Genomic DNA, 25279 nt, shown 5'->3' with positions numbered 1-25279 from the left:
TAAGATTACGTGCTTATACTACCGGGCCGTAAAGTGCGGACGAAATCCTCAATCGCCGTGATGAGGGAAGCCGGCGCATCACGACGGGACACCAGCACCAGGTCCAGGTGATCGTGAAAATCATCCAGTTCCCTGAAAACGATGCCTTCAAGAGTGAGTTTCTGAAGGGAAGCCGGTGCCAGCACAACGCCGCCGCCACCTGCGGCCATGCAGAGTGCCGTGATGAAATCGCTTGTGGTGTGCACAGGCGGCGACGGGAATCCGCCGGCTTCCGCAAGGCGGCCGAGATTGTCGATCAGACCAACCTTGTCGTGAAACTGAGGCACAATGAATGTTTCCTCCGCCAGATCGGCCGCCCGGAGTGAAGCAACCGATGCCAGCCGGTGGTGAACCGGCATGGCGATGACGATGCCCTCGCTATGCACCAGCCGGGTGACAACAGCGTCAGGATAGACCGGACGAGGACGGGTGAAGCCGAAAGTAAGCCGGGCATCGGCGATCGCCGCCAGCTGATCCGGCGTTTCCATGAGCTGTGGCGTGATGTTCAGCATTGGAAAACGCTCGTGCAGATGGCGCAGCACAACCGGGACAAGACCGCAGATCGCAGCCGAGAAGACGTAGCCGATGCTGACCGGCCCTCCCTCGCCACGGCCCGTCAGCAGGGTGATGCGCGCGGCACGCCCTATATGGGCAAGGATATCTCTGGCCTCTTCCAGGAACAGATGTCCGGCGGGAGTGAGCGCCGGCCGGGAACGCCGGTTGCGCATGAGCAAAGGCGTGCCGAGGGTGTCTTCAAGCCGCATGATCTGCGTGCTGAGCGCCGACTGCGCGATATTCAGCCTGCCCGCCGCTCTGCCGAAATGAAGTTCCTCCGCCAGGACAACGAAAGCATGGAGGTGCCGATTCTCGATCATCGCGTTTTTAATCTCCTGAGCAGATCATATGCACTGAAATGCAGAATTGATGCGATGGTTCACCCGGTCCTAGCGTCTGGTTCTGCGGGCCGGTGCCCGCGTGAAACCGACAGGCCATAACAAATAAAACAAGCAGGTCGGTCAGAATTTCCGGAGGCAGGTTTTGGAACATTCACCTCACTCAGGCCGGCTCGACTGGTCCGACCCCTTTATCCTGGACGATCAGCTGACAACCGATGAACGGCTGATCCGTGATTCCGCGCGCGCCTTCGCTCAGGACCGGTTGCAGCCACGCGTTATCGAGGCCTATGCGGACGAGCATACCGATCCGGAGATCTTCCGTGAGATGGGCGCGCAGGGACTGCTGGGCGTGACCGTGCCCGAGGCTTACGGCGGCGCCGAAGCGTCGTATGTTGCCTACGGACTGGTGGCGCGGGAAGTCGAGCGGGTGGATTCCGGCTACCGGTCGATGATGTCCGTGCAGTCCAGCCTCGTGATGTATCCGATCCTCGCCTATGGCTCGGAGGAGCAGAAACAGCGCTATCTGCCGCGCCTGGCGTCCGGCGAACTGATTGGCTGCTTCGGTCTCACGGAACCCGACGCGGGCTCGGATCCCGGAGGAATGCGGACGCGCGCCGAAAAGATCGACGGCGGCTACCGGCTGAGCGGCACGAAGACCTGGATTTCTAATTCACCGATCGCGGATGTCTTCGTGGTCTGGGCGAAATCCGCCGCCCATGGCGGAGCCATCCGGGGTTTTGTTCTCGATAAGGGGACAAAGGGGCTTTCCGCACCGAAGATCGGTGGAAAACTGAGCCTCCGCGCCTCGATCACCGGCATGATCAACATGGACGAAGTGGAGGTCAGCGAAGACGCGCTTCTCCCGAATGTTGAAGGGCTGAAAGGGCCATTCGGCTGCCTGAACCGGGCGCGTTACGGCATTTCGTGGGGTGTTCTGGGAGCCGCCGAATACTGCTTTCATGCCGCGCGGCAATATGGCCTCGACCGGCAGCAGTTCGGGCGACCCCTGGCCGGCACCCAGCTCTACCAGAAGAAACTTGCCGATATGATGACGGAGATTTCGCTGGGCCTTCAGGCGAGCCTGCGGGTCGGACGCCTGATGGATGACAGGCAGTTCGTGCCGGACATGATTTCCATCATCAAACGGAACAATTGCGGCAAGGCCCTGGATATCGCCCGCATGGCGCGCGACATGCACGGCGGCAACGGCATTTCAGAGGAGTTTCAGGTCATCCGTCATATGATCAACCTTGAGACGGTCAACACTTATGAAGGAACGCATGACGTTCACGCCCTCATTCTGGGGCGTGCCATTACCGGCATCGCGGCCTTCTGAGATGGCGGCCCCTCTAGCTGGTCTGAAGGTCGTGGAACTGGCCAGAATTCTGGCAGGTCCGTGGGCCGGGCAGATCCTTGCGGATCTTGGTGCCAGCGTCATCAAGGTCGAGAGTCCCGCCGGAGACGACACCCGTCGCTGGGGTCCGCCCTTCGTGGAAAACGCGGACGGAACGCATGATGCGGCCTATTTCCACGCAACCAACCGGGGCAAGACGTCCGTCTGCATCGATTTCGCCACAGCCGAAGGCCAGGCGGCACTTCGGAAACTGGTTGCTGACGCGGATGTGGTGATCGAGAATTTCAAAGTCGGCGGACTGAAGAAATACGGTCTCGATTATGCGAGTCTGTCCGCAATCAATCCCCGGATTGTTTATTGTTCCATCACGGGGTTTGGCCAGGACGGTCCTTATGCCTCACGTGCCGGCTATGATTTTATTGTTCAGGGCATGGGTGGCATCATGGACCTGACAGGGGACCCGGCGGGAGCGCCGCAAAAGATCGGCGTCGCCTATGCCGATATCATGACAGGCCTTTACGCGGTGATCGGCATCCAGGCAGCACTGGCGCAGCGCGAGCGGACCGGTCTCGGACAACAGATCGACATGGCCCTGCTGGACGTCATGGTCAGCACTCTGGCCAACCAGGCCATGAACTGTCTGGTCTCCGGCACATCACCCACGCGGCTCGGCAACGTTCACCCCAATATCGCGCCCTACGAAGCGTTCCCGACAGCCGACGGATGGTTCACGCTGGCCGTCGGCAACGACGCCCAGTTTCGTCGGTTTTGTGACGTTGTTTCCCTGCCTTACGATATCCGTTTTGAGACCAACTCCCTGCGTGTCGCGCTGCGGGCTGAACTCAGCCCGCTCATAGCCGAGGCAACACAGCGCTGGCATCGGGACGAACTGCTGGCCGCTCTCTCCGCGCAGGGTGTTCCCGCAGGGCCGATCAACACGGTGGCCGAGGCCCTGTCCGACCCGCAGGTGGTCCACCGCGGACTGGTGACATGGCTGGAACGCGGCAACGGTGCTCCGGTGCCAACGGTGCGCACGCCAATCCGCTTTTCAGACTCTGATATGGCGCTGCGCTGCGCGGCTCCGGCGGCACCCGTACGGGCTGTGCAGGACCGGGAGGAGCAGATGATCGCATCCTGACAAAGCTGACCGAGCCAATCCCGGCTCAGGCGTCTCCTGATAAGAAGAATAACAATGATGGAAGATCCGCGCGCCGTACTGGCGCGATCCCCGATGGGGACATGGCAGATTGTCGCGATAGCCGTTTGTGTCCTGCTCAACGCCATCGATGGCTTCGATGTGCTGTCCATCAGTTTCGCGGCGCCCGGTATCGCGGTCGAGTGGGGCGTGGACCGCAGCGCACTCGGTTTCATTCTCTCGATGGAACTGCTCGGCATGGCCGCAGGTTCAATCGGGTTTGGAAACCTGGCTGACAAGGTCGGACGCCGGCCGGTGATGATCGCCTGCCTGTGCATCATGACCTGCGGAATGTGGGCCTGCACGCAGGTGACCACCCTGACCACGCTCTCAGTTTGCCGCCTGCTGACCGGTTTCGGTATTGGCGGCATGCTCGCCTGCGGAACAGTCATGGCGTCGGAACTCGCCAGCACACGGTTCAGAAGCCTGTCGATTTCTGCGATGGCGGCGGGCTACCCCCTGGGCGCCGTCGTCGGTGGTTTTTTCGCGTCGCGGTTTCTGATCCATGGAAACTGGCGTGAGATTTTCATTCTCGGCGGCTGCATCACGCTCTGTTTTATTCCTGTTGTCCTTTTCCTCTTGCCGGAATCCGTATCGTGGCTTGCTCACAGGCAACCTCCGCGCACGCTGGAACGCCTGAACAGAGTGTTGCTCCGATACGGTCATCAGCCGGTCACGGAGCTGCCCGCCAGACCTCTGACGGAGGCAAAAGTCTCTTTGCGGGAACTGCTCTCGCCTCCGCTTGTCACGACAACGCTTCTGCTGACACTCGCCTATTTCTCACAGATGCTGACGTATTATTTTATCCTGAAATGGGTGCCGAAGATTCTGGTCGATATGGGTTTTTCTCATTCCGATGCCGGCACGGCTCTGGTCTGGGCCAATGTCGGCGGCCTGATCAGCGGTTTCGTGATCAGCGGTCTCAGCCTGCGGATCAATATGCGAAAAATGGTGGTGACGCTGCTGATCATGGCGGCTGGTCTCGTCACCCTGTTTGGCCGGTCTTCCGCCGATATGGGGTCCATCCGCATCATTCTGACCCTTGCCGGTTTCTGCAGTCAGGGGGCGGTGAATGGTCTGTTCGCGATTATCGCGCAGAGTTTCCCGGCCCGAGTGCGCGGAGGAGGAACAGGATTCGTCTTCGGTATCGGACGAGGCGGCGCTGCCATAGGACCTGTTCTGGCCGGATGGCTGCTCTCTTCAGGTCTTTCCCTGCGCGGGGTTACGCTTGTCATGTCCATGGGCGCGATTATCGCGGCGGCGGCTGTGCTGGCGTTAAGGGCCGGAAAACAGACGAAGCCACTGGCCGCAACCGGGGCACCGACATAAATACGGGTCGGAAATCAGAGTGACCGGACAAAAAAAGGGAGGCCGGAGCCTCCCTTTTCCATATCATGACCCTGACTGAAATTCTCAGCCGTGTGTCTGCTGCTTCGCCAGAAGATCGCGAATGTCTTCGAGCAGAACTTCGCTCTTCGGCGGCGGAGGCGGCGCAGCCGGGGCGGCGTCCTTGCCGGAGTGCATCTTGCTCAGCAGACGCACAACCCAGAAGATGACCAGCGCGACGATCAGGAACTGGATGACCGCGTTGATGAACACGCCGTAATTGAGTGTGACGGAACCTGCCTTCTGTGCATCCGCCAGAGTCGGCTCGATCGGACCCTTCAGCGTGACGAAGAGGTTACTGAAATCGATGCCGCCGATCAGGAGACCAAGGAAAGGATTGAAAACATCTTTGACCAGGCTGTTCACAATGGCTGTGAACGCCGCACCGATGATGACACCGACTGCCATGTCAACGACATTGCCGCGCATGATGAAGGTTTTAAAGTCGGCAACCCATCCCGGAGTATGCACTTTCAGCTTAGGCTCGATCATTGGATCCTCAGAAAATTTACTGTTCGGAGGCCGTTATCCGGCCTTTCTGTTCGTTTTACAAGAATAATGTTAAATCAACCGTAACATATTGCCGACATGACTGGTTCTTTAGCGATTATTTTACGGAATCTTACGAAAGATTACCCGACAACGCTTCACAGGAGCTGCATCTGTTCCGCCCCGGGATCGTCCCCGCACGGAAAAATCTCCGCATAAAGAGCGTGGGACCGGGGTTTTTCCTTCAGTCGGGGCATTGCAAGGCATGACTGATATCCCTATAGCATGCGCCAGCATGTCCCGGTCGGCATCGGGACTTTCCCCATCGAAAGATTTTTGACATGAAGCCCAATATCCATCCCGAGTACCATGAAATCAATGTCATCATGACAGATGGCACGGAATTCAAAACCCGCTCCTGCGCCGGCACGGCTGGCCACACGCTGCGTCTGGACATCGACCCGAAGTCGCATCCGGCCTGGACCGGCGTCCAGCGTATGCTTGATACGGGCGGCCAGGTCGCGAAGTTCAACAAGCGTTTCGCAGGGATCGGCAAGCGCAAGGAAGACTGATCTCGCCTTCCGCGCAAAGGTCGTCAGAAACAGACCCTGCTTCCGGCAAGTCCCCGGGAGCAGGGTTTTTTCATGCCTGCCCGCCAGCCTCACTCCTGTGATTTTGGCTTGACCCGGAAGCAGGTCACGGCCATTACCGTCCCCCATGAGCGCGCCGGCAGGCACGCAGGGTACGGAGCCTCGTTCGACCCGAAGACCGGATCCGGTGCCTGCGTGAGCGCCGAACGACCACGCAGCAACAGGACCGATCGATGACGACGCTTCCCTTAATGCCAAAAGCGACGGCCGTCTGGCTGATCGAGAAGACTGCTCTGACATTTCAGCAGGTGGCCGAGTTTTGCGGCATGCACCCTCTCGAAGTGCAGGCCATCGCGGACGGTGAAGTCGCGCAGGGTATCGTAGGCTATGACCCGGTTGCCAATCATCAGGTGACACAGGCGGAAATCGACCGCTGCGAAAAAGACACCAATGCGCGTCTGAAAATCCTTGCTGCGAACAATCCGGTGAAACGTCGCGCCAAAGGCGCACGCTACACACCCGTCGCAAAACGCAATGACCGCCCCGACGGGATCGCGTTCCTGCTGCGCAATTACCCGCAACTCCAGGACCCGCAGGTCGCCAAACTGCTCGGAACGACCAAGGACACCATCGCCAAGGTCCGGGACAAGCAGCACTGGAACAGCCCGAACATCAAACCGCGTGACCCCGTCACGCTCGGCCTGTGCAGCCAGATGGACCTGAATACGGCTGTTACGGCAAGTAATGACCGTCTGGCTCGTGAAGGCCGTGAGGCACCCGCCCCGATTCAGATCGGCGACGAGGACTGATCTTCCTCTCCCGCTTTTACGGGGCCGCCGGTCCGGTGGTCCCCGAAAGCAGGTTATGCTGATTCAGATTGCAGAGCGGAGCCGGTCCATCTCTTCTTTCACGCGCAGCTTCTGCAGCTTGAGGGACATCAGCACCCTCTGATCAGGCATGGGTCGATGGCCTTCATCGTGAATTTTGGCATCGAGTGTGGAATGACGGCGGTGCAGGCTTTCAATACGTGACTGTTTGCTCATGGCCACTCTCCGTATTTCTGATTGCGACACAAGAACGCTAACGCCATCTCCATCGGTTTTGTCATGAAAATTTGCTCATGTTCGGTGGCGCGCAGCCTGATGTCAGACCGTATTGCACAGGCTTACCGGTCTCATGCGCATCACGGATACTGGCGCAAATGCGGATCGTGTCATATCGTGGCTAATGCGTCGTGTGCGTGGACGACAGACGCCTGAGGCGGGAGGACACGGACCCTTGACTGAAAACGTCTTGCGAAGCCGGAGGTGCAATGCTGCGTGACCGGGACAGTATGCTACGCAAACTCCATGAACTGCGGAGCGAACACCGGGACCTGGATACGGTCATTGACCGCCTGGCCCTTGAACCGATGGACCAGCTCCATCTCCAGCGCCTGAAAAAGCGAAAACTCCTGCTGAAAGACGAAATTTCCTGGATCGAGAGTCGCCTCATTCCGGATAACATCGCCTGATTCCGCTCCTGAGCCGGCGTGCCGGCGCAAGGATCAGACGGAACCTGTCAGACAACCTGTCAGACCCGGTAGCCACCCAAGCTCCCGGGTGGAACTGCTGAACAATGAATGACACTGAAAATACGCCGGTGATGGCGCCGGACAACGACACCGAAACCGCCGCGGACAATAACGGCCAGCCGCGCGTCGGTGTGATCATGGGCAGCCAGTCTGACTGGGAAACCATGCTCCACGCAACCGGCACGCTCGAAGCGCTGGGCATCAGTTTTGAAGCCAGAATTGTCTCGGCCCATCGCACACCGGACAGACTGGCGGATTACGCTAAAACTGCTGTCGAACGTGGCCTGTCCGTCATTATCGCCGGTGCGGGCGGCGCGGCGCATCTGCCTGGCATGTGCGCCGCATGGACCCGCCTGCCGGTTCTCGGCGTTCCCGTCGAATCAAAAACACTCAAAGGCATGGACAGCCTGCTGTCCATCGTCCAGATGCCCGGCGGTGTCCCCGTCGGAACCCTTGCCATCGGCAAAGCCGGGGCGATCAATGCCGCTCTCCTCGCCGCATCCATCCTTGCGCTGGCGGATATTGATCTCGCCGCCCGGCTGGACACATGGCGCGCCCTTCAGACTGCTTCCGTACGTGATGAACCCGAAGAATAACGACAGTAAAGTGCTTTCCCCCAACGCCGTGATCGGCATTGTCGGCGGCGGACAACTCGGGCGCATGTCAGCAATGGCTGCCGCCCGTCTCGGCTTTCGCGCGCACATCCTCGCCCTCAGACAGGATGATCCCGGTGTCCAGGTCTCACATTCGGCGACTATCGGTGCCTTCGACGATCCCGCGACCCTGAAGCGCTTCGCCGAGGCCGTGGATGTCGTGACCTTCGAGTTCGAGAACATTCCGGCGGACGCGCTCGATCTGCTTTCAGGGCTGCGTCCGGTTCATCCGTCCGGCACGATCCTGCGCATCAGTCAGGACCGAGAGCAGGAAAAGACCTTCCTCGGCTCAATCGGTGTGGACATAGCGCCGTGGCGTCTGGTTACCGGCCATGACAGCCTCAGAACAGCAGCCGAAGATCTCGGCTACCCTTTCATCCTGAAGACGACGCGCCTGGGTTATGATGGCAAGGGTCAACGCCGGGTTACGCAGGAATCCGAACTGGATGCTGCCTTCGATGCTCTCGCGCCCAAACCCCTTGTCGCCGAGGGGCTCGTCGATTTTGCCATGGAAGTCAGTGTTATGGTCGTCCGTGGTCAGGACGGTACGGTTCGCTGCTTCGATGTCACCGAAAACCGCCATAAAAACGGCATTCTTGATCTCAGCTTCGCTCCCGCCCGGATCGAAGAGCCACTGACCGCGAAAGCCCGCGACATGGCCCGGCGCATCGCCGAAGGACTGGGCCTTGTCGGTATTCTCGGCGTGGAAATGTTCATCAGCCGGAACGGTGAGGTGCTCGTCAACGAAATCGCCCCGCGTCCGCACAACTCCGGTCACTGGACAATGGATGCCTGCCCGGAAGACCAGTTCGGGATGCATATCCGCGCGGTAACGGGTCTGCCGTTGCCCGAGCCCGTGCGCCATTCCGATGCGGTCATGAAGAACCTGGTCGGTCCCGACGATATGGCGCTCTGGCCAGAGATTGTCGCGGATCAGGGCCTTATTCCGCATCTCTACGGCAAACGCGAAGCCCGGAAGGGCCGGAAGATGGGACACGTGAATATGCTGTTTCCGCGTGGCGCGCTTCCCGGAGAGTTCGGTGTGCAGGCTGCGCTGGGGCCGCTGGCTACGATTCCGCCGGAGGGGTAAAACTGCGAAACTGCGGGCAGGATACTCGGGCTCTGCCCGAACCTGGCAGGACCACTGGCTCCCGCAGTCTGCTTATCCCGCCTGTTCCAGACCAGCCGAACCACGCAGAAGCCCCGTCGCTTTCCGGCCGGACATGCCAAGCGCCACCGCTTCCGCGATGCGGATACCGTCAATGGCCGCCGAGAGGATGCCGCCCGCATAGCCGGCCCCTTCGCCCGCCGGATACAGCCCCGGCGTGTTCGGGCTCTCCCCGTCCGGTTCCCGCGCGATACGCAGTGGCGACGATGTCCTCGTCTCAACGCCCGTCAGCACCGCATCCTCCAGCGCAAAGGCCGACAGTTTGCGCGCGAATGCCGGCAAAGCTTCCCGGATCGCCTGAACAGCGAAGTCAGGCAGACACGTTGCAAGATCTGTCGGCGTCACGCCAGGGCGATAGGACGGCACGACATCCCCCAGATGCGTCGAGGGCCGTCCCGCAAGAAAATCTCCAACGCGCTGCGCCGGCGCGCGATAATCGCTGCCGCCCGCGAGAAACGCCTGTCTTTCCCAGTGCCGCTGAAACGCGATCCCACCGAGTGGCGTGTCGGGATAATCCTCACCCGCCCTCAGTTCGACGACAATCCCCGCATTCGCGTTCCGCTCGGCCCGTGAGTACTGGCTCATCCCGTTCGTCACTACCTGTCCGACCTCGGATGTCGCGGCCACGACAGTTCCGCCCGGACACATGCAGAATGAATAAACCCCGCGTCCGTTCGACGCGTGATGCACCAGCTTGTAATCCGCCGCACCGAGGATTTCCGTTCCCGCCTGAGGCCCGAACCGGTCCGCGTCAATCAGAGACTGCGGATGCTCGATGCGAACACCGATCGAGAACGGTTTGGGCTGCATCGCAACGCCCTGCTCATGAAGCGTGGTGAACGTATCCCGCGCACTGTGCCCCACGGCGAGAATGACATGAGACGCCGCGATGTCCTCGCCCGAGGCCAGCCGGATACCACGAACATGTCGCTCATCATCGAGCAGAAGCTCCTCCACCCGTGCCTGAAAACGATATTCCCCGCCCGCCGCCTCAATCTCCTGCCGGATATGTTCGACCATCGTCACCAGCCGGAAGGTGCCGATATGCGGTTTGGACACATAAAGGATCTCCTCCGGCGCCCCGGCGCGAACGAATTCCTCCAGCACCTTGCGCCCGAGATGACGCGGATCGCTCACCTGACTGTAGAGCTTGCCATCCGAGAACGTCCCCGCGCCGCCTTCTCCGAACTGCACATTGCTCTCCGGCGTCAGCACCGACTTCCGCCACAGAGCAAACGTGTCCACCGTCCGCTCACGGACTTCCTTTCCACGCTCAAGAACCAGCGGTCGCAGCCCCATCTGCGCCAGAATCAGCGCCGCCATCAGACCACACGGCCCGGCGCCAATCACCACGGGCCGCGTGAACCCCGGTGCGCTGGCCAGAGCAGGTCCGTCCACATCGACAAACCGGTATGTCGCGTCAGGTGTGGGCCGGATACGCTGATCGTCCCTGCAACGGGTGAGCACGGACGCCTCGTCCGTCACATCACAGTCCACATTATAAACGAGAACGATCCTGCCGCGCTTTCGCGCGTCATAACCGCGTCGCGCCACCGAAAAGCCACGCAGTTCTGCGGGCTGAATCCCCAGACGCATAACAATCGCATCCGAGAGCGCCCCCGGAGCATGATCCAGCGGCAGCCTGAGTTCGGTCAGTCGGATCATGACGGGGTTTCCTTGCAGTCATCAGGCGGCGAAGTCATCACACGGGCGGCGCTGCATATCACGCCACGTCCTCCGCCGCGACCCGCCGGTCAGGCCATCGCCCGCCGTGAGGCCCGCGTCCGGCTGAGCAGCCAACGGTCAGCCGGTTGCGACAACAGGCGGTCCACAAGTCTGCCCAGACACCATGACAGTGCGAGAACCGGAATGAACCACAGCCATCCCCACTGCAGAGCCCCGCCCGTGGCGTGAAACAGCGCCACGACCGGAAAGACGATAAACATATGCGTGAGATAGACTTCATAACTCATGCGCCCGAACGACCGCAGCCAGCCTGTCCCCCATCCGGTCAGCCCCGCGCCCCAGCCCTGATCGAACGCCAGAAGAAGCGCTGCAACGGAGACTGTCATCAGCAGAGCCACACAGTCGCCAAGCGCCAGATAAAGGGCGTGATGGTCCGCAAGACAAAACGCGAGACTGACCGCACCACACGCTCCCACAGGCGCACGCAGTGTTCGCCCCCGGGCGGGCGACATCCTTTCAGCGACCAGTGCCGCGCAGACGCCCATCGCAATCGCGGACATGCCCGGCAGATACGCTTTGTCCTGCCAGATATCGGGCGCGTCACTCAGCGCCCTCAACAGCAGCGGCAGTGACAATGCCAGAACCGCGCAGGCCACAGTCAGAAGACGCGGAAACACGGCGGCGGCAAGGCACGCAAACGGAAAAACAAAGTAGAACATCTCCTCGATCGAAAGCGACCAGAGCACGTCCCACCCTCCCGGCAGATAACCCGTCTGAGCTTCATACCAGTTCAGATGCATCGTCAGCGCGGACAGGACCGCCCGGCCCGGCGTCTGCTCCTTATGCTCAATCGTGTAGTCAGGAACATGCAGCAGATCGAGAAGACTCAATATGGCGACAAGAACAATAAGACACGGCATGATCCGCGCCGCCCGTCTGAAAAAGAACGCGACCGGATCAACCCGCGTGATGCCGCTCCAGCGCCGGATCGTCGTCCCCGTAATCAGAAATCCCGAAATGACGAAAAACATCGTCACTGCGTTCTGTCCGTTCCAGTTCAGAGCCCTGATCAGCGGAGCCGGGAGAACATCAGCAAGCCCGGTTTTCGCCAGCGGAATGCGAAGTGCCACGTGATGTATGACGACCAGCACAATGGAAAGACCACGCAGCAGGTCAATACCCGCATTGCGTCCCGTATTCCCCGACATCTTCCTCATGGACGCTCCGCTGCCCTGTTTCGTTTCTCTCCTGAAGCGAAATTCGGGCCAGACCATGGCAGCCGGCACGCCGTCACAGACGACCGGAACCCGTCCGCCCTTTGCGGATGTTCACGTCACCTCCTATGACCACAGGCACTGAGAGGGAGACACCGTGATGGCGCGCCCAAAAGAAAAGGCGAACCGCGTGCTGAAAGCGCGGATTCAGGAAGCGCTCCGGCGGCTTGAACAGGGTGATGCGCAACGGGCCTTCGCGGAGCTGAACAGCCTGCGGGCCGACGCGCCGGATAACCCGATTCTGCTCCACGCTCTGGCCCGCACCACCCATGCGCTCGGCCGTTTCGATCTCGCCGCAGGCTATGCCGGTCAGGCGATCCGACACGATCCCCGACCGGAATTTCACATCACGCTTGGTCTGTCGCTCCTCGCGCTCGGTCATGCAGAACCTGCCCGCGCCGCTCTGCATGTCGCCGTCCTCAGCGCACCGGATCTTCCCGAGGCCCGCCTCGCACACGCCGAAATCCTCGAAGCCCTCGGCCGCGCTGATGATGCAGAAACCGAATTGCGCGAAGCCATCCGACTGCGCCCGCTCGAAGCCGGACTAAGGCTTGTGCTCGCCCGGTTCCTCGAACGTCAGGGCCGCGCCGGGGACGCCCTTCGTGTTCTCAGTGACGCGCGTCGGCTTGCAGCCACGGATGACGTGGTGATCCGCCAGCAACAGGCGCTTCTGCTCACGCGCATCGGCGCGCAGGACGATGCCGAACGCATCTCCGCTGAAATCCGTAGCATCCGCCCCGAAGATCCGGCAGCCGCGGCCAATCACGGCGCTATCCTGTTCAGTCTCGGGCGTTTCGATGACGCAAAGACCGCTCTCACCCGTGCCCTGTCTCTCGCTTCGCCGACAGCCGAAACCCTGAGCAATCTTGCCCTCGTTGAGATGGCGCTCGGTGATCTTGAAAGCGCCGATCAGGCATTTGCCGAAGCTGCCCGTCTCCGCCCCGACGATCCGCGCATTGCCCTTAATCGTGGCACACTCCTCAGCGAACTCGGCCAGCGTCACGCCGCTGAAACGCTCTTCAACCGCGTGATCGAAGCCGTGCCCGGAACGCCGGACGCCACCCGCGCCCGCTTTAACCGCGCCACCATCGAGCTTGCGGATGGTCGTTTTGGCCAGGGCTGGCAGGATTTTGAATCCCGCCGCGCCATCCTCGCTCCCCTGCCCCGTCCGGACCTTCCGGACTGGGACGGAAACGCGACGACGGAGCGCGTTCTGCTCTGCGGCGAACAGGGATTAGGTGATCTTATCCAGTTCCTGCGCTATGTCCCGTTCGCGCTCGATCGGGCCCCCGTCTGTCTGGTCCTGCCCGAAACCCTCATTCGTCTGGTCACAGACTCACAAAATCTTCCATTCTGGAAAGATCATTTCCGATCCGGTCGACTCACGATCACGGGCGACAGCGCGATAAACGGCGCAACCAGGAAGGCCTCACTCCTCAGCCTGCCTTTCCTCCTCGCGGTCGCCGCTCCGCCGGCTTTCGCCCCCTATCTCCGCTCACGCGCATCGGAAACAGTGGAACGCCTGCATCCCGGCCTTCGCATCGGCCTCTGCCATGCCGGCGGCGCGACCTACCGTTTTGACCGCCGGCGCTCCATCGCTTTTCCTTTGCTTGCGCCGCTCCTGGCCGTGCCCGACATAGACTGGGTCTCGCTCCGGCCCGGCGAAACCCCGGATGGTTTCGAGCCGCTCCCGGATGGTGACATGGCCACCACCGCCACTGTCATGGCCGGCCTTGATCTCATCATCACCGTTGATACCGCCATGGCCCATCTCGCCGGCGCCATCGGGCGCCCCGTCTGGCTGCTCAATCGCTTCGGCGGAGACTGGCGCTGGGCGAAAGCCAGTCGCGTCACAGTGGCGGACGGGTCTCAGCGCAGTCTCTGGTATCCCTGCGTCAGACCGTTCGACCAGCAAACGCCGGCACTGCCCGAACTGGCGTGGCAGGAACCCGTTAACGCGCTCGCGGAAGCTCTCCGGTCCCTCAGCGGCGGGTGATGTGACGGGTTCTGCAAGCCGGCGTAATAGTATTGCTGTCATGAAGACAGCCCGGACTCTGCCAGTCCTTTGAAAAATCACAGATCAGCAAACAGAGCCTTTCCACAGGCTGGTGACCTTCGGCGGGGTGCGGGGTGAAGCCCCGGCCTTGTGGTGTCAGCCGCGACGCGGGCTGGTATAATACCGGAGGACTGGCCTTTGACCTGTGTGTGAGACTGGCAGGGGCAGAACCGGGAGGGGCAGGACTGGCAGGGCTCTCCCCTGGAACCCGGCAAAGGCTCGCCCTTGCAAATCGTTTGTTATCAACAAGCCGGGGTGCAGGGGCCTGCGGTCCCTGCCGGGAGGCCGGGCAGAGCCCGGATACCCTCATCCACAGATCAATCTTCACAACCTCTGGTATAAGAGAGTGGTTCAGGCCCCGGAGCAGGCCGTCCCGCGCCGGATGACCCGCGCCATGACCTGTTGAAACACCCTGAACCCCAGCGACTCATACAGCGTGATCGCGCTCTGATTCGTCGCATAACAATGCAGGAACGGCGTCTCGCCCCGATCAAGGATGGCCGACGTCACCTCCCGCATCAGAAAACCGGCATAACCGCGTCCGCGAAAGTCAGGATGCGTGCAGACTCCGCTCACCTCGGTGAACTCCCCCGGTTTCGTGCGCTCTCCCGCCATCGCAACCAGCCGTCCCTCGTGCCGGATGCCGGTAAATCCGCCAATCTGATACGTCCCGACCCGAAACGGCCCCGGCGCGGTGAGGGTCGCCAGAGCCAGCATGTCCTCTGCATCGTTTTCTCCAAGCCTTACGGCACCGGACACAGCCCTGCCAGCCGTCACGGAATGTGCGGTCATCTGTACACAGGCGGCCTCCCGCACCAGTTCCATGCCCGCGGGGATTGGCCCGGGATCTTTCTCAAGCTGCCAGAGTTCCTCATCCTCGCCAGCGAGATCATGCAATGCGGCCAGCGCCACTGCCGAACTGTCCATTGCCGCCGCCAGTGGACTGACCACAGGCCGGAACCGCAAAGCCAGCGAATTACGGCATGCGAAAGCCGACTGCCGGCCTGTCAGCGCTGACCAGACAGGCCGGTCCAGAGGATGATCGGCGATAACCCTTGCGTCAGTCTCTTTCACAGGCAAATCTCCCCTCCGGCACCACACATAAAAAGCACAGGAGCTTTCCAATGGATCTCGGTATCGCCGATCGCAGAGCGATTGTCTGCGCCGCATCGAAAGGCCTGGGCTATGCCGTCGCGGAACACCTTGCCGCAGCCGGGGTCCACCTGACCATCAATGCCCGCAATGAAGACGACCTGCGGGATGCCGCCGACCGTCTCGCCATCTGTTACGGTGTGGATGTCAGCTATGTCGCCGCCGACATCACCACCCGCGAAGGACGGCAGGCCGTGCTCGAGGTCGAGCCCGCTCCCGACATCCTCATCAACAATGCGGGCGGTCCGCCATCCGGCATCTGGTCAGACTGGACGGAAGCGGACTGGCTTGCCGCCCTCAACGGAAACATGCTCACGCCGATCATGCTGATGAAAAGCGTTCTGCCCGGCATGATCGAACGGAAATGGGGCCGTATCGTCAACATCACCTCGGCAGCCGTGAAAAGCCCGATCCCGGATCTCGGCCTGTCCAACGCCGCCCGCTGTGGCCTGACCGGCTTCGTGGGCGGCACAGCGCGACAGGTGGCCGGTCACGGCGTCATCATCAACAATCTGCTTCCCGGAATGCACGAGACAGACCGCCTGCGGGGCCGCATCGAAAAAGAGGCTGCCCGGCGCGGCATCACCCCAAAAGAAGTGGCCGGAAATCTCGCAAAAACTGTCCCGGCAGGACATCTCGGCCGCCCGTCGGATTTCGGCGCCACCGCCGCTTTTCTGTGCAGCCAGCATGCCGGTTTCATGGTTGCACAGAATGTGCTGCTGGATGGGGGCGCCTTCAATTCAACGATGTAAGCCTTTGAGGCTATTTCAAAAAGCCGGGCTCTGCCCGAACCCGGAAGGGGTCGCGGACCCCTTCACCCCAATCTGTTGATAAATAAGCATGTTTCCAAAGGTCTGTGACCTTTGGTGGGTTCCAGGGCAAAGCCTTGGGAAGGAGCTAACACTTAACGACAACAGAGCCTTTCCAAAGGTCTGCGACCTCTGGCGGGTTTCAGGGCAAAGCCCCAAGAGGGTGCCAGCACCCGACATTAACAGAACCGTTCAGCAGCCTTTCAGAGCCCCTTCGCTTTCGCCTCGCGCCGCTTCACCTCACGCCACACCTGGTCCAGTTCGTCCACGGACTGATCGGAAGGCGTGGAACCGCGTGAGGCCAGGATTGCCTCCAGCGCCTGAAACCGCCGCGTGAACTTGTCGGTCGCTTGTCTCAGGCAGGCCTCAGGATCGAGATCAAGCCGCCGCGCCAGTGTGGCAACCGAAAAGAGCAGATCACCCATCTCATCCTGCAACGCATCCCGGTCGCCTGACGTTATTTCGGCCTCGACCTCCTCCAGCTCTTCGCGAACCTTATCGACGACACCCGACACATCCGGCCAGTCGAAACCAACCCGCGCCGCCCGTTCTGCAATCTTCCTGGCCCGCAGCAGCGCGGGAAGAGCGCGAGGCACCCCGGCCAGTGTTCCGTGCTCGGCCCGCGCGATCCGCTCCTGCTCCTTGCGGGCTTCCCACGCTGCCCGCACGGTGCCGTCGTTCCGCGCCACCAGTGCAGCATCGCCGAACACATGCGGATGCCGCCGGATCATCTTATCCGTGATCAGCCGGACCACGGAGGCAAACGCGAACCGCCCTTCCTCCTCGGCCAGCCGCGCCTGATAGACCACCTGCAACAACAGATCCCCGAGTTCGTCAGCCATCTCATCCCACGCACCACGATCGATTGCGTCGGCCACCTCGTAAGCCTCCTCGATCGCATAGGGTGCAATGGTTTCCGGTGTCTGGGCGATATCCCACGGACAACCGGTTTCCGGATCGCGCAGCTTCGCCATCACCTCAAGCAGCCGCTTCAGCTCATGCGCGGCATCCGTGGCCGCCGCATCGCTGAGCGCTTCATCTTTCATGGCCAGAGAGGGGATCGAAGTGGTCATCGTGCAGGCTCCGGCAGGTCAGGGTGCGTCATCATGACGGGTTTTGCAGACGGGTCAAAATATCCCCGCAATCCGTTTCCGCCATCGGCCCCTCCGCATTCAGAACCGCGCACAAAGGCAATACATAATCCCGCGTCAGAGGCGCCAGCACGATATCGCCAGGCGCCGCCGGATCAACCCACGCCATTTCTTCGATCTCGGCCTGAATCTTCGGTTCCACAGCGCGGGTGACGGCAAAGAGCGCGGCCTGTACCTCAAACCCTGGCTCGTTCGCTGCCGGTGCCGAGAATGTCCCCAGATCGACAACGTCCCCGACCCGTAACCGCAGAGCAAGCTCCTCCTCAAGCTCCCGTAACAGCGCCTGTACCGGCGTTTCACCGGCGTCGATTTTTCCGCCCGGCTGCATAAAAGCCTGCGTGCCGCGTTTGCGCACCAGCAGAACGCAGCCATCGGAATCGCGGATCAACCCTGTTGCAATGTGGATAACACGTTCAGTCATGACCCCTCGCCATTCGGAAAACCACCTCACTTCGTTAAAGTATGACAGATATATGACACTCAAACCTTAAACGAGGCCTGTCCCATGACTACCCCGCCCGCACCTCAACGCAGATCACCCACCGGCATCTGCCGGGACGTGCTGGCAGGCGTCACGCTCGCTTCCGTCAACATCCCTCAGGTGCTGGGTTATACACGCATTGCAGCCATGCCGGCCGTCACCGGGCTTTACACAGTGCTGCTCCCACCCCTCGCCTTCGCGTTTCTGGGTTCGTCAAAACATCTTGTCGTCGCGGCGGATTCCGCAACAGCCGCCATCCTCTCCAGCGGTCTTGCGCCTCTCGCCGTTCCCGGCTCGCCTGACTACATCGCGATGGTCAGCGTCGTCGCGATACTCTGCGCCGCGTTTTTGCTGATCGGACGCCTGTTCCGGCTCGGCTTTCTCGCTGACTTCCTGTCGCGCACGGTTCTGGCCGGATTTGTCGCCGGCGTCGGCGTCCAGGTGTCGATCTCCATGCTGCCGGAAATGCTGGGAATTTCAACGGCGTATCATAATCAGATCATGATTTTATATGATATAGTCAGAAATGTTTCGAACATCCATCATCTGACATTCGCAATAACATTCGCCACACTGGCGCTGCTTTTCCTGGGGCGCCGTTTTCTGCCACGCGTGCCCGCACCATTGCTGGCTGTCATCGCGTCTGTCATCGCCAGCAAAACGCTCTATCTGAGCACGCAGGGCGTTGCCACCATCGGCCCTGTCGCAAGTGGTCTTCCCGATTTTCATATCCCGGTCATTGGCTGGAACAGAACCCTTGCTCTGCTTCCTGTGGCGGCGTCCTGCGTTTTCGTCATCATCGCGCAGAGCATCGCCACGTCCCGGAGTTTCGCTGGCGTCTTTCATGAAAAAATCGATGCCAACGCTGACATCCTGGGTCTGAGCGCCGCCAATCTCGTCGCGGCCATCAGCGGCACTTTCACTGTCAACGGCAGCCCCACCCAGACAGCCATGGCCGTGCGTGCCGGCGCCCGGACTCAACTCGCACAGATCACCTTTGCCGCCGTCGCGCTCTGCGTGCTCCTGTTCCTCACCGGTCCGCTCGAATATCTGCCCCGCTGCGTCCTGGCCGCCATTGTCTTTCTGGTCGCCATCGACATGATCGATGTCCGCACCATCCGGGCCATCCGCCCGGAAAGCCCGGGCGAATTCCGGCTCGCTCTGGTCACGGCCGCCGCTGTCGTCGGCATCGGGGTTCAGCAGGGAATATTCCTCGCCATCGCCCTGTCACTCTTCCGGCATGTTCGCCACAGTTACGAACCGCATACGACGATCCTGCACCAGGAGGCCGATGAGCACGGCTTTGAAGCGGAACCCGTCGCACCGGGTGAGGAAACCGAACCCGGTCTCATCATCTACCGGTTCAGCGCCGACCTGTTTTATGCAAACTGCACGCGTTTTGCGGACGATATCCACACGCTCATCGATCACGCGCCGACGCCGGTCCGCTGCATCGTTGTCGATGCCAGCGCTATGACGGATATCGATTATTCCGCCTCAGCCGCCCTGCGGGATCTCCTGCACAGCCTGCAGGATCGCGGTATATCCATCTGGTTTGGCCGCGTCAGCCCTTACCTGTTCGCGGATATGACCCGACACCGTATCACCACCGTGCTGCCACCGCAGAACATCTATCCGACGCTCCACAGGGCCCTCGCGTCGGCCCGCGCCGTTCTGGCTGCCACAACCCGGCAGCCCTCTTCGCCGCCCCCTCTCCCATTCGTCCATCCGATCGCCTAACCTTTTCGCATCCTTCAGGAGACAGCAGCCCGATGATCGCCCCGTCAGCTTATGAATCCCTCGAACGTCTGTTCAGCCGCCTGTCAGCGCTCGACGATGCGCTCGGCATCCTTTCCTGGGATCGTGACGTGATGATGCCAGAAGGCGCAGCGAACCGGCGTGGCAACGGCGTCGCCACGCTGGAAGGTCTCCGGCACGAACTTCTTGTCAGCCCCGCGACCGCAGAGCTTCTTGCGAAAGCAGAGCCCGGCTCCGATCCGTGGCGTCAGGCGAATCTCACCGAAATGCAGCGGCTTCACGCCCGCGCCGTCGCCGTGCCGGGTCCACTCGTCGAAGCCCTCTCAAAAGCCTGCTCCCGCACCGAAATGGCCTGGCGAAGCGCCCGGGAAGCCAACGATTTTGCCGCCCTGCAACCCGATCTCCAGACCGTCCTGGACCTGACCCGGGAAACTGCCCAGGCGATCGGAGGCGCCCTGAACCTTTCCCCGTATGACGCTCTGCTGGACGGTTTCGATCCCGGCATGAGACAAGCGACGATCGCTCCGATCTTCGCCACTCTCGCCCGCGATCTGCCTCCGCTTCTGCACGAAGTGCTGGAGCGTCAGGCTTCCGGTCCCGCCGCTTCAGCCGTTGGTCAGGCGCCCTTCCCCATCGCCGAACAGGAAACGCTCGGCCGTATGATGATGGAACGCGCCGGGTTTGATATGACCCGTGGTCGCCTTGATGTCAGCACCCATCCGTTCTGTGGCGGGGCTACCGACGATGTTCGCATCACAACCCGCTATGACGACACGGACTTCCTCCCCGCGTTTCTGGGCATCATGCATGAGACCGGGCACGCGCTTTACGAACAGGGCCTGCCTGCAGCCTGGCAGGGCCAGCCTGTCGGACGCGCGCGCGGGATGACCCTGCATGAAAGCCAGTCCCTGCTGATTGAGATGCAGGTGACACGCTCCCGTTCCTTCGCGGCCTTCGCGGCTCCGGTCATGGCGCAGAGTTTCAGCGGGGGCGGAAACTGGACGCCTGAAGCGCTCTGTCAGCACATGACCCGCGTTGCACCCGGCTTCATCCGTGTCGATGCTGACGAAGTGACCTATCCGGCCCACATCATCACCCGGTACGAACTCGAAACCGCGATGATCGATGGCCGTCTCGCTCTGCGTGATCTTCCGGAAGCCTTCAACGCCCGCATCAGGGACCTTCTCGGTCTGGACGTGCCGGATGACCGGCACGGCTGTCTTCAGGATATTCACTGGCCACTCGGTCTGTGGGGATATTTCCCCTGTTACGCACTCGGCGCCCTTACGGCGGCTCAGCTTTTCGAGGCCGCAAGGCAAAAAATCCCTGATCTCGCGCAGTCAGTCAGAGCCGGTGACTTCACACCTCTTCTGGGCTGGCTCCGCACCACCGTTCATGAACGCGCCAGCAGTGCGTCAACGATGGCTATCGTGGAAGATGCAACGGGCCAGCCGCTCGGTGCGGAAAGCTACCTCACGCATGTTCGCCGCCGTTATCTCGAAGATGCGGACTGATACCGGCCTTTGCACTGTGTGGGACTGACAGGGCTCTGCCCAGGAACCCGGTAAAAGTTGCAGACCTGTGGAAAGGCTCTGCTGTCGTTACGTGTTGAAGCCTTAATTTTCAAAGAGTTGACGGAAGCCCGGGCACTGCCCGCACCCGGAAGGGACCGCAGGCCGCTTCACCCCGATCTGTTGACAAACAAAGTGGATTCCAAAGGTCTGCGACCTTTGGCGGGGTGTGGGGCGGAGCCCCGGGGCTCTCTTTCCGTGTGTTAGCTCCGGCGCTGACTGGCAGAACGCCTGATACCAGCGGCTGTGAAGATTGCCCTGTGGATGAGAGTATCCGGGCTCAGCCCGGACCCGGCAGGGACCGCAGGCCCCTGCACCCCGATTTATTTATAATAAAATGGTTTCCAAAGGTCTGTGACCTTTGGTGGGTTCCAGGGCAGAGCCCTGTCAGTTCCGTACAGGTCAAAGGCCAGCCCCCCTGGTATGACGTTGCGAAAAAGGAAGGACCTGCAGGGGCTGCCCTCAATCAGAAACTCTTCAGTGGCAAAGAACAGAACCCAGGATACGCTGCGCTGCGACCTGTATCCAGGCCTCCGCAGCCAGTCGGTCACCATGAAGCCCCACACCGATCAGACCGACCAGAATCAGCGTCACCGGCACAGCCGCACGTGACCTGGCAGGCTCCTTTCGCCCGGCAAGGGCAGAGCGAAGCGCAAAGACAACGATAAGCCCCACCAGAGCGCCCGCAATCGCCTCCGGTACCGTATGCTTTCCAAGAATCACCCGTGACCCCGCGAAAGCTACAGCCAGCAAAACCGTTCCGACCAGAAATATCAGATTTCGACGGCAGAAAAGCGCGAGCAACCCGCCATATACCATGGTGCCGCCCATCGAATGCCCGCTCGGACTGTAAATGATTCGATGATGCGGTACACCGCATCGTTCAAACCACAGCTTCAGCGCAACAATCACGATGGAACCGGACAGCATCGCCAGACCCCACGTTGTCGCGTCCCGCTTGCGACCTGACAAAAACAGCGAGAGAAAAACCAGAATCTCAACAGGAATCAGCACGCCCTGATCGGCGAAGTCAGTAAACGTCCCGATCATACAGCAGCGGTTTCTCCCCTCAGGGCAGGTTGCCCTGTGGTGCGAACCGCCATGCGGATACGCGTGACCGCGGCAATCGCAACGGCAATCATGACGTAGAAATCGGGCATGCCAATCGTCGGAGCTGAAACAATGGCCGCGATCAGGCGCCCCAGCACCGCAGCCAGCATCCCTTCAATCACCAGACACTCCGTGCAGCCCGGCATTGTTTTTAATGCCCAGCCAGCCGCGCGGATCACCCGCCAGTCAAACATCATCAATCCGATGACACCAATCGCACCCACGGTTGCCAGCAACCCGGGAACAAGGCTCGATGAGCGATTGCTTCCCCACCCGACACCCAGTCCATATGTCTCCACAAATTCTGAAACCGCGTCGGCATCCGCCTGGCTGCGCTCCTTGTAAGATGCGCTGTCTTTCTTTTCCGCCGTGCCTGAAACGACACTCTGTGCCCCTGTGACAGCCTTCGGAATAAAAGTCGCCACAACCAGACCGCTCACCCCAAGGAGGACCGCCGCAATCATCGCAAGCTGCCCCACTCGCCCGAGTAACCGCGCGGCGCCTGTCGCCACAACCATCACCGGCAGCAGCAACGCGCCGATAGCAACTGTCGCGAAACCGGTTGTCGACGTCGTAAGACACAGACAGAGTCCCGATGCCGCGATCAGCGGTTTTACCCCGCGAACACGATATCCCTTGAGCGTCACCCAGACAGTAGAAAACAGAACACCCGCAAGATAGGTTGCGCAGGCTGCCGGTTCAGAAAAACTTGCGTTGATCCGGGGCACCGGCCCCGCAACCTGGCTATCAAGCACAGACCATCCCGTATTGGAGTAAAGGAAGGTCTTTGGAAACGGAACGCCCGCCGTGCGCGCCGCAAACTGCCAGACGCAGAGGACCACGACCATCCAGCCCGCTACGAGAAACGCATAATACATCCGCGCGATACTGACCTGATACCGCGTCAGATACTGTGCCGCGTACACCATCAGCGCCACGTTCAGAAGAAGATAGATGTCCTGAGTGACGTTGCCAAAACTCGGCGCCAGCAACGTACGCGCGCCAAATGCATCGAGCTTCTGTGGCCAGACAAGCACCTGGTTGTGAAACAGACGTGGCATCGCAAGCGATCCGAAAATTGCCCACGCCGTGCTGAAAATCATCGGGGCACATAGCCGCATCACGTCAGTCTGCCCCGGATACCGAACCCCGAGCATCTTCTGCAAAACAATATAGGAAAGAAACGCCAGACCCGGAACAAGAGAAGGCTGGACAGCAAGACCGCCGAGCGTCAGAGCCGACGCTGCCGGGAAAATCCCGGCAATCAGCAAAAACTCCAGAAGCCGGGAAGGTTTCGTCCAGAAAATCAGGCAGAGCGGGAACAGAATCGCGCCCATAAGCGGAAGTGACATCAGTTCCGCCTTTCTGCCATAATCAAAACCATACCGATCAGATCGCTCCGGTGCCGTTCTCGTCAAGCAGTCGTGCGGCAAGACTTTCAATATGCCCCTGGAATGCCTCGCGGGAAAAGCGCAGGGAATTGCCGCGACAGTTCTCTGTCGTGACCTGTTCGCGGATCGTCTCGAACCGGCCGACTGCCTCAGCAATGGATGCGGCAGTCTGCTCACGGAACAGAACACCCGAAACGCCGTCCGGATCACCCTCTTCACGCACAATGTCCAGAGCGCCGCCGCGACCATATGTAATAAGCGGGGTTCCGCAGGCCTGAGCCTCAACAAGCGTGATCCCGAAATCCTCTTCAGCGGCAAACACGAAAGCGCGTGCCTGCTGCATCAGAGTGAGTAATTCAGAATCAGAAATTTTGCCGCGCAGCGTGATGTTGGGCGCCCCTGCGGCAAGAGCCGCAATTTTTTCATGCTCCGGGCCATCTCCCACAACCAGTAACTCCCGCTCCGGCATCAGGCGAAAAGCTTCCACCACCAGATCGACACGTTTGTAAGGAACCTGCCGGGCTGCGACGAGATATTGCTTTCTGTCGGCCTGCTTCTGTGCCGGCATAAAACGATGCACATCCACCGGCGGATGAATGACTTCAGCTTCGCGGCGGTAAACTTTTCTGATGCGGCGTGCGATATACGCGGAGTTGGCCACAAAGGCGTCCACGCCAGCAGCCGATCTGACATCCCAGTTACGGATCCGATGAAGCAGCCACCGGATGAAAAAACCTTTCAGACCATGCTCAAGGCCACTCTGGCGCAGATAGGATGCCTGCATGTCCCAGGCATAGCGCATCGGCGAATGAACATAACTGATATGAATCTGGTCGGGACCGGTAATGATCCCCTTTGCAACTGCGTGGTGGCTGGAAAATACCAGATCATACCCCGCAAGATCGAACTGCTCCACTGCCAGCGGCATCAGCCCCAGATAATTGCGAAAATGCCGTCGGGCGAAAGGCAGCTTCTGAATAAATGTCGTGGTGACTTTCCGGCCACCCAGAAATTCCCTTTCCGCTTTCGGCAGAAAATCGACCACAGCGAAGAGATCCGCCTGCGGGAAAACCCTGAGCAACTCACCCACCACGCGCTCAGAGCCCGCATAATGTTCCAGCCATTCATGGACAATTGCTACTTTTGGTCCTGATGCTGTCACACTGCTCTCCCGTATCTGCCTGAAACGTCCGACCTGCTTCGCGGTCCAGACTCTGGCATGCCTCATAAAACCGTCAGTCTATATGATCGTTCTGTATGTGTCAGTCGACGGTGAGACGCGACTTAATTGCCGAAAGTTTCTTCACACAAATCGTAAGGACAATTAGCACATTATTAATAATTACCGACGATAATATCGGAAGACCAGAGGTGGTCCCCATTTTTCGGACAGGGCGATAAGCTATCATCTGGCCTGAACGAGGACGGGTTTTATGGGCAAGGTTACGCGGAAACGGTATGCGGCAGAGTTCAAGTCACGGGTTGCGCTGGAGGCGA

Annotated in this window: 23 protein-coding genes; 12 read left to right on the top strand and 11 right to left on the bottom strand. The window is 60.5% G+C overall.

The genetic code is table 11. The annotated features are described in order from the left end of the window. Positions 1 to 5: 5 nt before the first annotated feature. Entirely contained in the window at positions 6 to 914 is a 909-nt protein-coding gene (locus tag GOB85_RS00115; protein WP_173575594.1) for a LysR substrate-binding domain-containing protein, read from the bottom strand. Between the two features lie 163 nt (positions 915 to 1077). Here GOB85_RS00115 and GOB85_RS00110 point away from each other — a divergent pair, with 163 nt between their 5' ends. The 3 genes from GOB85_RS00110 to GOB85_RS00100 are packed head-to-tail and all read left to right on the top strand — an operon-like array spanning position 1078 to position 4813. Next, complete coding sequence (locus tag GOB85_RS00110; RefSeq protein ID WP_173575593.1) at positions 1078 to 2271, top strand: acyl-CoA dehydrogenase; 1194 nt, start codon at positions 1078 to 1080, stop codon at positions 2269 to 2271. Next, positions 2216 to 3427: a CaiB/BaiF CoA transferase family protein gene (locus tag GOB85_RS00105; protein ID WP_338421590.1), complete on the top strand. Its 1212-nt coding sequence runs from the start codon at positions 2216 to 2218 to the stop codon at positions 3425 to 3427. The genes GOB85_RS00110 and GOB85_RS00105 overlap by 56 nt, the downstream gene beginning before the upstream one ends. Positions 3428 to 3481: 54 nt before the next feature. Next, complete coding sequence (locus GOB85_RS00100; protein ID WP_198912177.1) at positions 3482 to 4813, top strand: MFS transporter; 1332 nt, start codon at positions 3482 to 3484, stop codon at positions 4811 to 4813. Between the two features lie 84 nt (positions 4814 to 4897). On the opposite strand, the gene mscL is transcribed toward GOB85_RS00100, so the two are convergent. After that, positions 4898 to 5362, bottom strand: a complete 465-nt coding sequence (gene mscL / locus GOB85_RS00095; protein WP_173575592.1) for a large conductance mechanosensitive channel protein MscL — start codon at positions 5360 to 5362, stop codon at positions 4898 to 4900. A 338-nt stretch (positions 5363 to 5700) separates the two neighbouring features. Between mscL and rpmE the strand changes: the two genes are divergently transcribed. Together rpmE and GOB85_RS00085 are read left to right on the top strand one after the other, a co-directional pair. Continuing rightward, a complete protein-coding gene (rpmE, locus tag GOB85_RS00090) occupies positions 5701 to 5931 on the top strand; it encodes a 50S ribosomal protein L31 (protein WP_173575591.1) in 231 nt (76 codons plus the stop codon). Positions 5932 to 6182: 251 nt separating this feature from the next. Next, positions 6183 to 6758 carry a DUF1013 domain-containing protein gene (locus GOB85_RS00085; RefSeq protein WP_173575590.1) on the top strand — a complete coding sequence of 192 codons (576 nt, stop codon included), beginning with the start codon at positions 6183 to 6185 and terminating at the stop codon, positions 6756 to 6758. A gap of 63 nt (positions 6759 to 6821) precedes the next feature. Here GOB85_RS00085 and GOB85_RS00080 read toward each other — a convergent pair whose 3' ends face one another. Further along, positions 6822 to 6992 carry a YdcH family protein gene (locus GOB85_RS00080; protein WP_173575589.1) on the bottom strand — a complete coding sequence of 57 codons (171 nt, stop codon included), beginning with the start codon at positions 6990 to 6992 and terminating at the stop codon, positions 6822 to 6824. 269 nt (positions 6993 to 7261) lie between these two features. Between GOB85_RS00080 and GOB85_RS00075 the strand changes: the two genes are divergently transcribed. The 3 genes from GOB85_RS00075 to GOB85_RS00065 all read left to right on the top strand — a co-directional run bounded on the left by GOB85_RS00075 (position 7262) and on the right by GOB85_RS00065 (position 9265). After that, the gene (locus tag GOB85_RS00075) at positions 7262 to 7462 is read left to right on the top strand and encodes a YdcH family protein (RefSeq protein WP_173575588.1); all 201 of its coding nucleotides are present in this window, start codon (positions 7262 to 7264) and stop codon (positions 7460 to 7462) included. 131 nt (positions 7463 to 7593) lie between these two features. Then, on the top strand, positions 7594 to 8118 hold the full coding sequence (gene purE / locus GOB85_RS00070) for a 5-(carboxyamino)imidazole ribonucleotide mutase (protein ID WP_242011210.1): 525 nt from the start codon (positions 7594 to 7596) through the stop codon (positions 8116 to 8118). Next, complete coding sequence (locus GOB85_RS00065) at positions 8102 to 9265, top strand: 5-(carboxyamino)imidazole ribonucleotide synthase (protein ID WP_173575586.1); 1164 nt, start codon at positions 8102 to 8104, stop codon at positions 9263 to 9265. Before purE ends, GOB85_RS00065 begins: the two co-directional genes overlap by 17 nt. Before the next feature lie 72 nt (positions 9266 to 9337). Here the strand turns inward: GOB85_RS00065 and GOB85_RS00060 are convergent, their stop codons facing one another. Continuing rightward, positions 9338 to 11008, bottom strand: coding sequence for an NAD(P)/FAD-dependent oxidoreductase (locus GOB85_RS00060; protein WP_173575585.1), 1671 nt, complete (start codon positions 11006 to 11008; stop codon positions 9338 to 9340). A gap of 89 nt (positions 11009 to 11097) precedes the next feature. Next, positions 11098 to 12246, bottom strand: a complete 1149-nt coding sequence (locus GOB85_RS00055; protein ID WP_198912176.1) for an acyltransferase family protein — start codon at positions 12244 to 12246, stop codon at positions 11098 to 11100. 157 nt (positions 12247 to 12403) lie between these two features. Here GOB85_RS00055 and GOB85_RS00050 point away from each other — a divergent pair, with 157 nt between their 5' ends. Beyond that, positions 12404 to 14299 carry a tetratricopeptide repeat protein gene (locus GOB85_RS00050; protein WP_173575584.1) on the top strand — a complete coding sequence of 632 codons (1896 nt, stop codon included), beginning with the start codon at positions 12404 to 12406 and terminating at the stop codon, positions 14297 to 14299. A 411-nt stretch (positions 14300 to 14710) separates the two neighbouring features. On the opposite strand, the gene GOB85_RS00045 is transcribed toward GOB85_RS00050, so the two are convergent. Beyond that, on the bottom strand, positions 14711 to 15433 hold the full coding sequence (locus tag GOB85_RS00045) for a GNAT family N-acetyltransferase (RefSeq protein WP_338421589.1): 723 nt from the start codon (positions 15431 to 15433) through the stop codon (positions 14711 to 14713). 50 nt (positions 15434 to 15483) lie between these two features. Between GOB85_RS00045 and GOB85_RS00040 the strand changes: the two genes are divergently transcribed. Next, positions 15484 to 16263, top strand: coding sequence for an SDR family NAD(P)-dependent oxidoreductase (locus GOB85_RS00040; protein WP_173575582.1), 780 nt, complete (start codon positions 15484 to 15486; stop codon positions 16261 to 16263). A gap of 260 nt (positions 16264 to 16523) precedes the next feature. On the opposite strand, the gene mazG is transcribed toward GOB85_RS00040, so the two are convergent. Further along, positions 16524 to 17393 (bottom strand): nucleoside triphosphate pyrophosphohydrolase, encoded by an 870-nt coding sequence (mazG, locus tag GOB85_RS00035; protein WP_173575581.1) that lies wholly within the window; start codon positions 17391 to 17393, stop codon positions 16524 to 16526. Between the two features lie 31 nt (positions 17394 to 17424). Further along, positions 17425 to 17892 (bottom strand): NUDIX hydrolase, encoded by a 468-nt coding sequence (locus tag GOB85_RS00030; protein ID WP_173575580.1) that lies wholly within the window; start codon positions 17890 to 17892, stop codon positions 17425 to 17427. A gap of 84 nt (positions 17893 to 17976) precedes the next feature. Between GOB85_RS00030 and GOB85_RS00025 the strand changes: the two genes are divergently transcribed. Together GOB85_RS00025 and GOB85_RS00020 are read left to right on the top strand one after the other, a co-directional pair. Continuing rightward, entirely contained in the window at positions 17977 to 19692 is a 1716-nt protein-coding gene (locus GOB85_RS00025) for a SulP family inorganic anion transporter (RefSeq protein WP_173575579.1), read from the top strand. A gap of 32 nt (positions 19693 to 19724) precedes the next feature. Further along, positions 19725 to 21224 carry a carboxypeptidase M32 gene (locus GOB85_RS00020; protein ID WP_173575578.1) on the top strand — a complete coding sequence of 500 codons (1500 nt, stop codon included), beginning with the start codon at positions 19725 to 19727 and terminating at the stop codon, positions 21222 to 21224. A gap of 534 nt (positions 21225 to 21758) precedes the next feature. Here GOB85_RS00020 and GOB85_RS00015 read toward each other — a convergent pair. Genes GOB85_RS00015 through GOB85_RS00005 form a run of 3 tightly spaced genes read right to left on the bottom strand, consistent with a single transcriptional unit; the run spans position 21759 to position 25010 of the window. Further along, the gene (locus GOB85_RS00015; protein ID WP_173575577.1) at positions 21759 to 22331 is read right to left on the bottom strand and encodes a phosphatase PAP2 family protein; all 573 of its coding nucleotides are present in this window, start codon (positions 22329 to 22331) and stop codon (positions 21759 to 21761) included. Beyond that, the gene (locus GOB85_RS00010) at positions 22328 to 23743 is read right to left on the bottom strand and encodes a hypothetical protein (protein WP_173575576.1); all 1416 of its coding nucleotides are present in this window, start codon (positions 23741 to 23743) and stop codon (positions 22328 to 22330) included. The genes GOB85_RS00015 and GOB85_RS00010 overlap by 4 nt, the downstream gene beginning before the upstream one ends. A gap of 37 nt (positions 23744 to 23780) precedes the next feature. Next, positions 23781 to 25010 (bottom strand): glycosyltransferase, encoded by a 1230-nt coding sequence (locus tag GOB85_RS00005; RefSeq protein ID WP_173575575.1) that lies wholly within the window; start codon positions 25008 to 25010, stop codon positions 23781 to 23783. Positions 25011 to 25279 lie beyond the last annotated feature (269 nt).

The organism is Acetobacter fallax (assembly GCF_011516735.1).
GTDB classification, from domain to species: Bacteria; Pseudomonadota; Alphaproteobacteria; order Acetobacterales; family Acetobacteraceae; genus Acetobacter; species Acetobacter fallax.
This window is presented reverse-complemented; position numbering and strand designations above follow the sequence as displayed.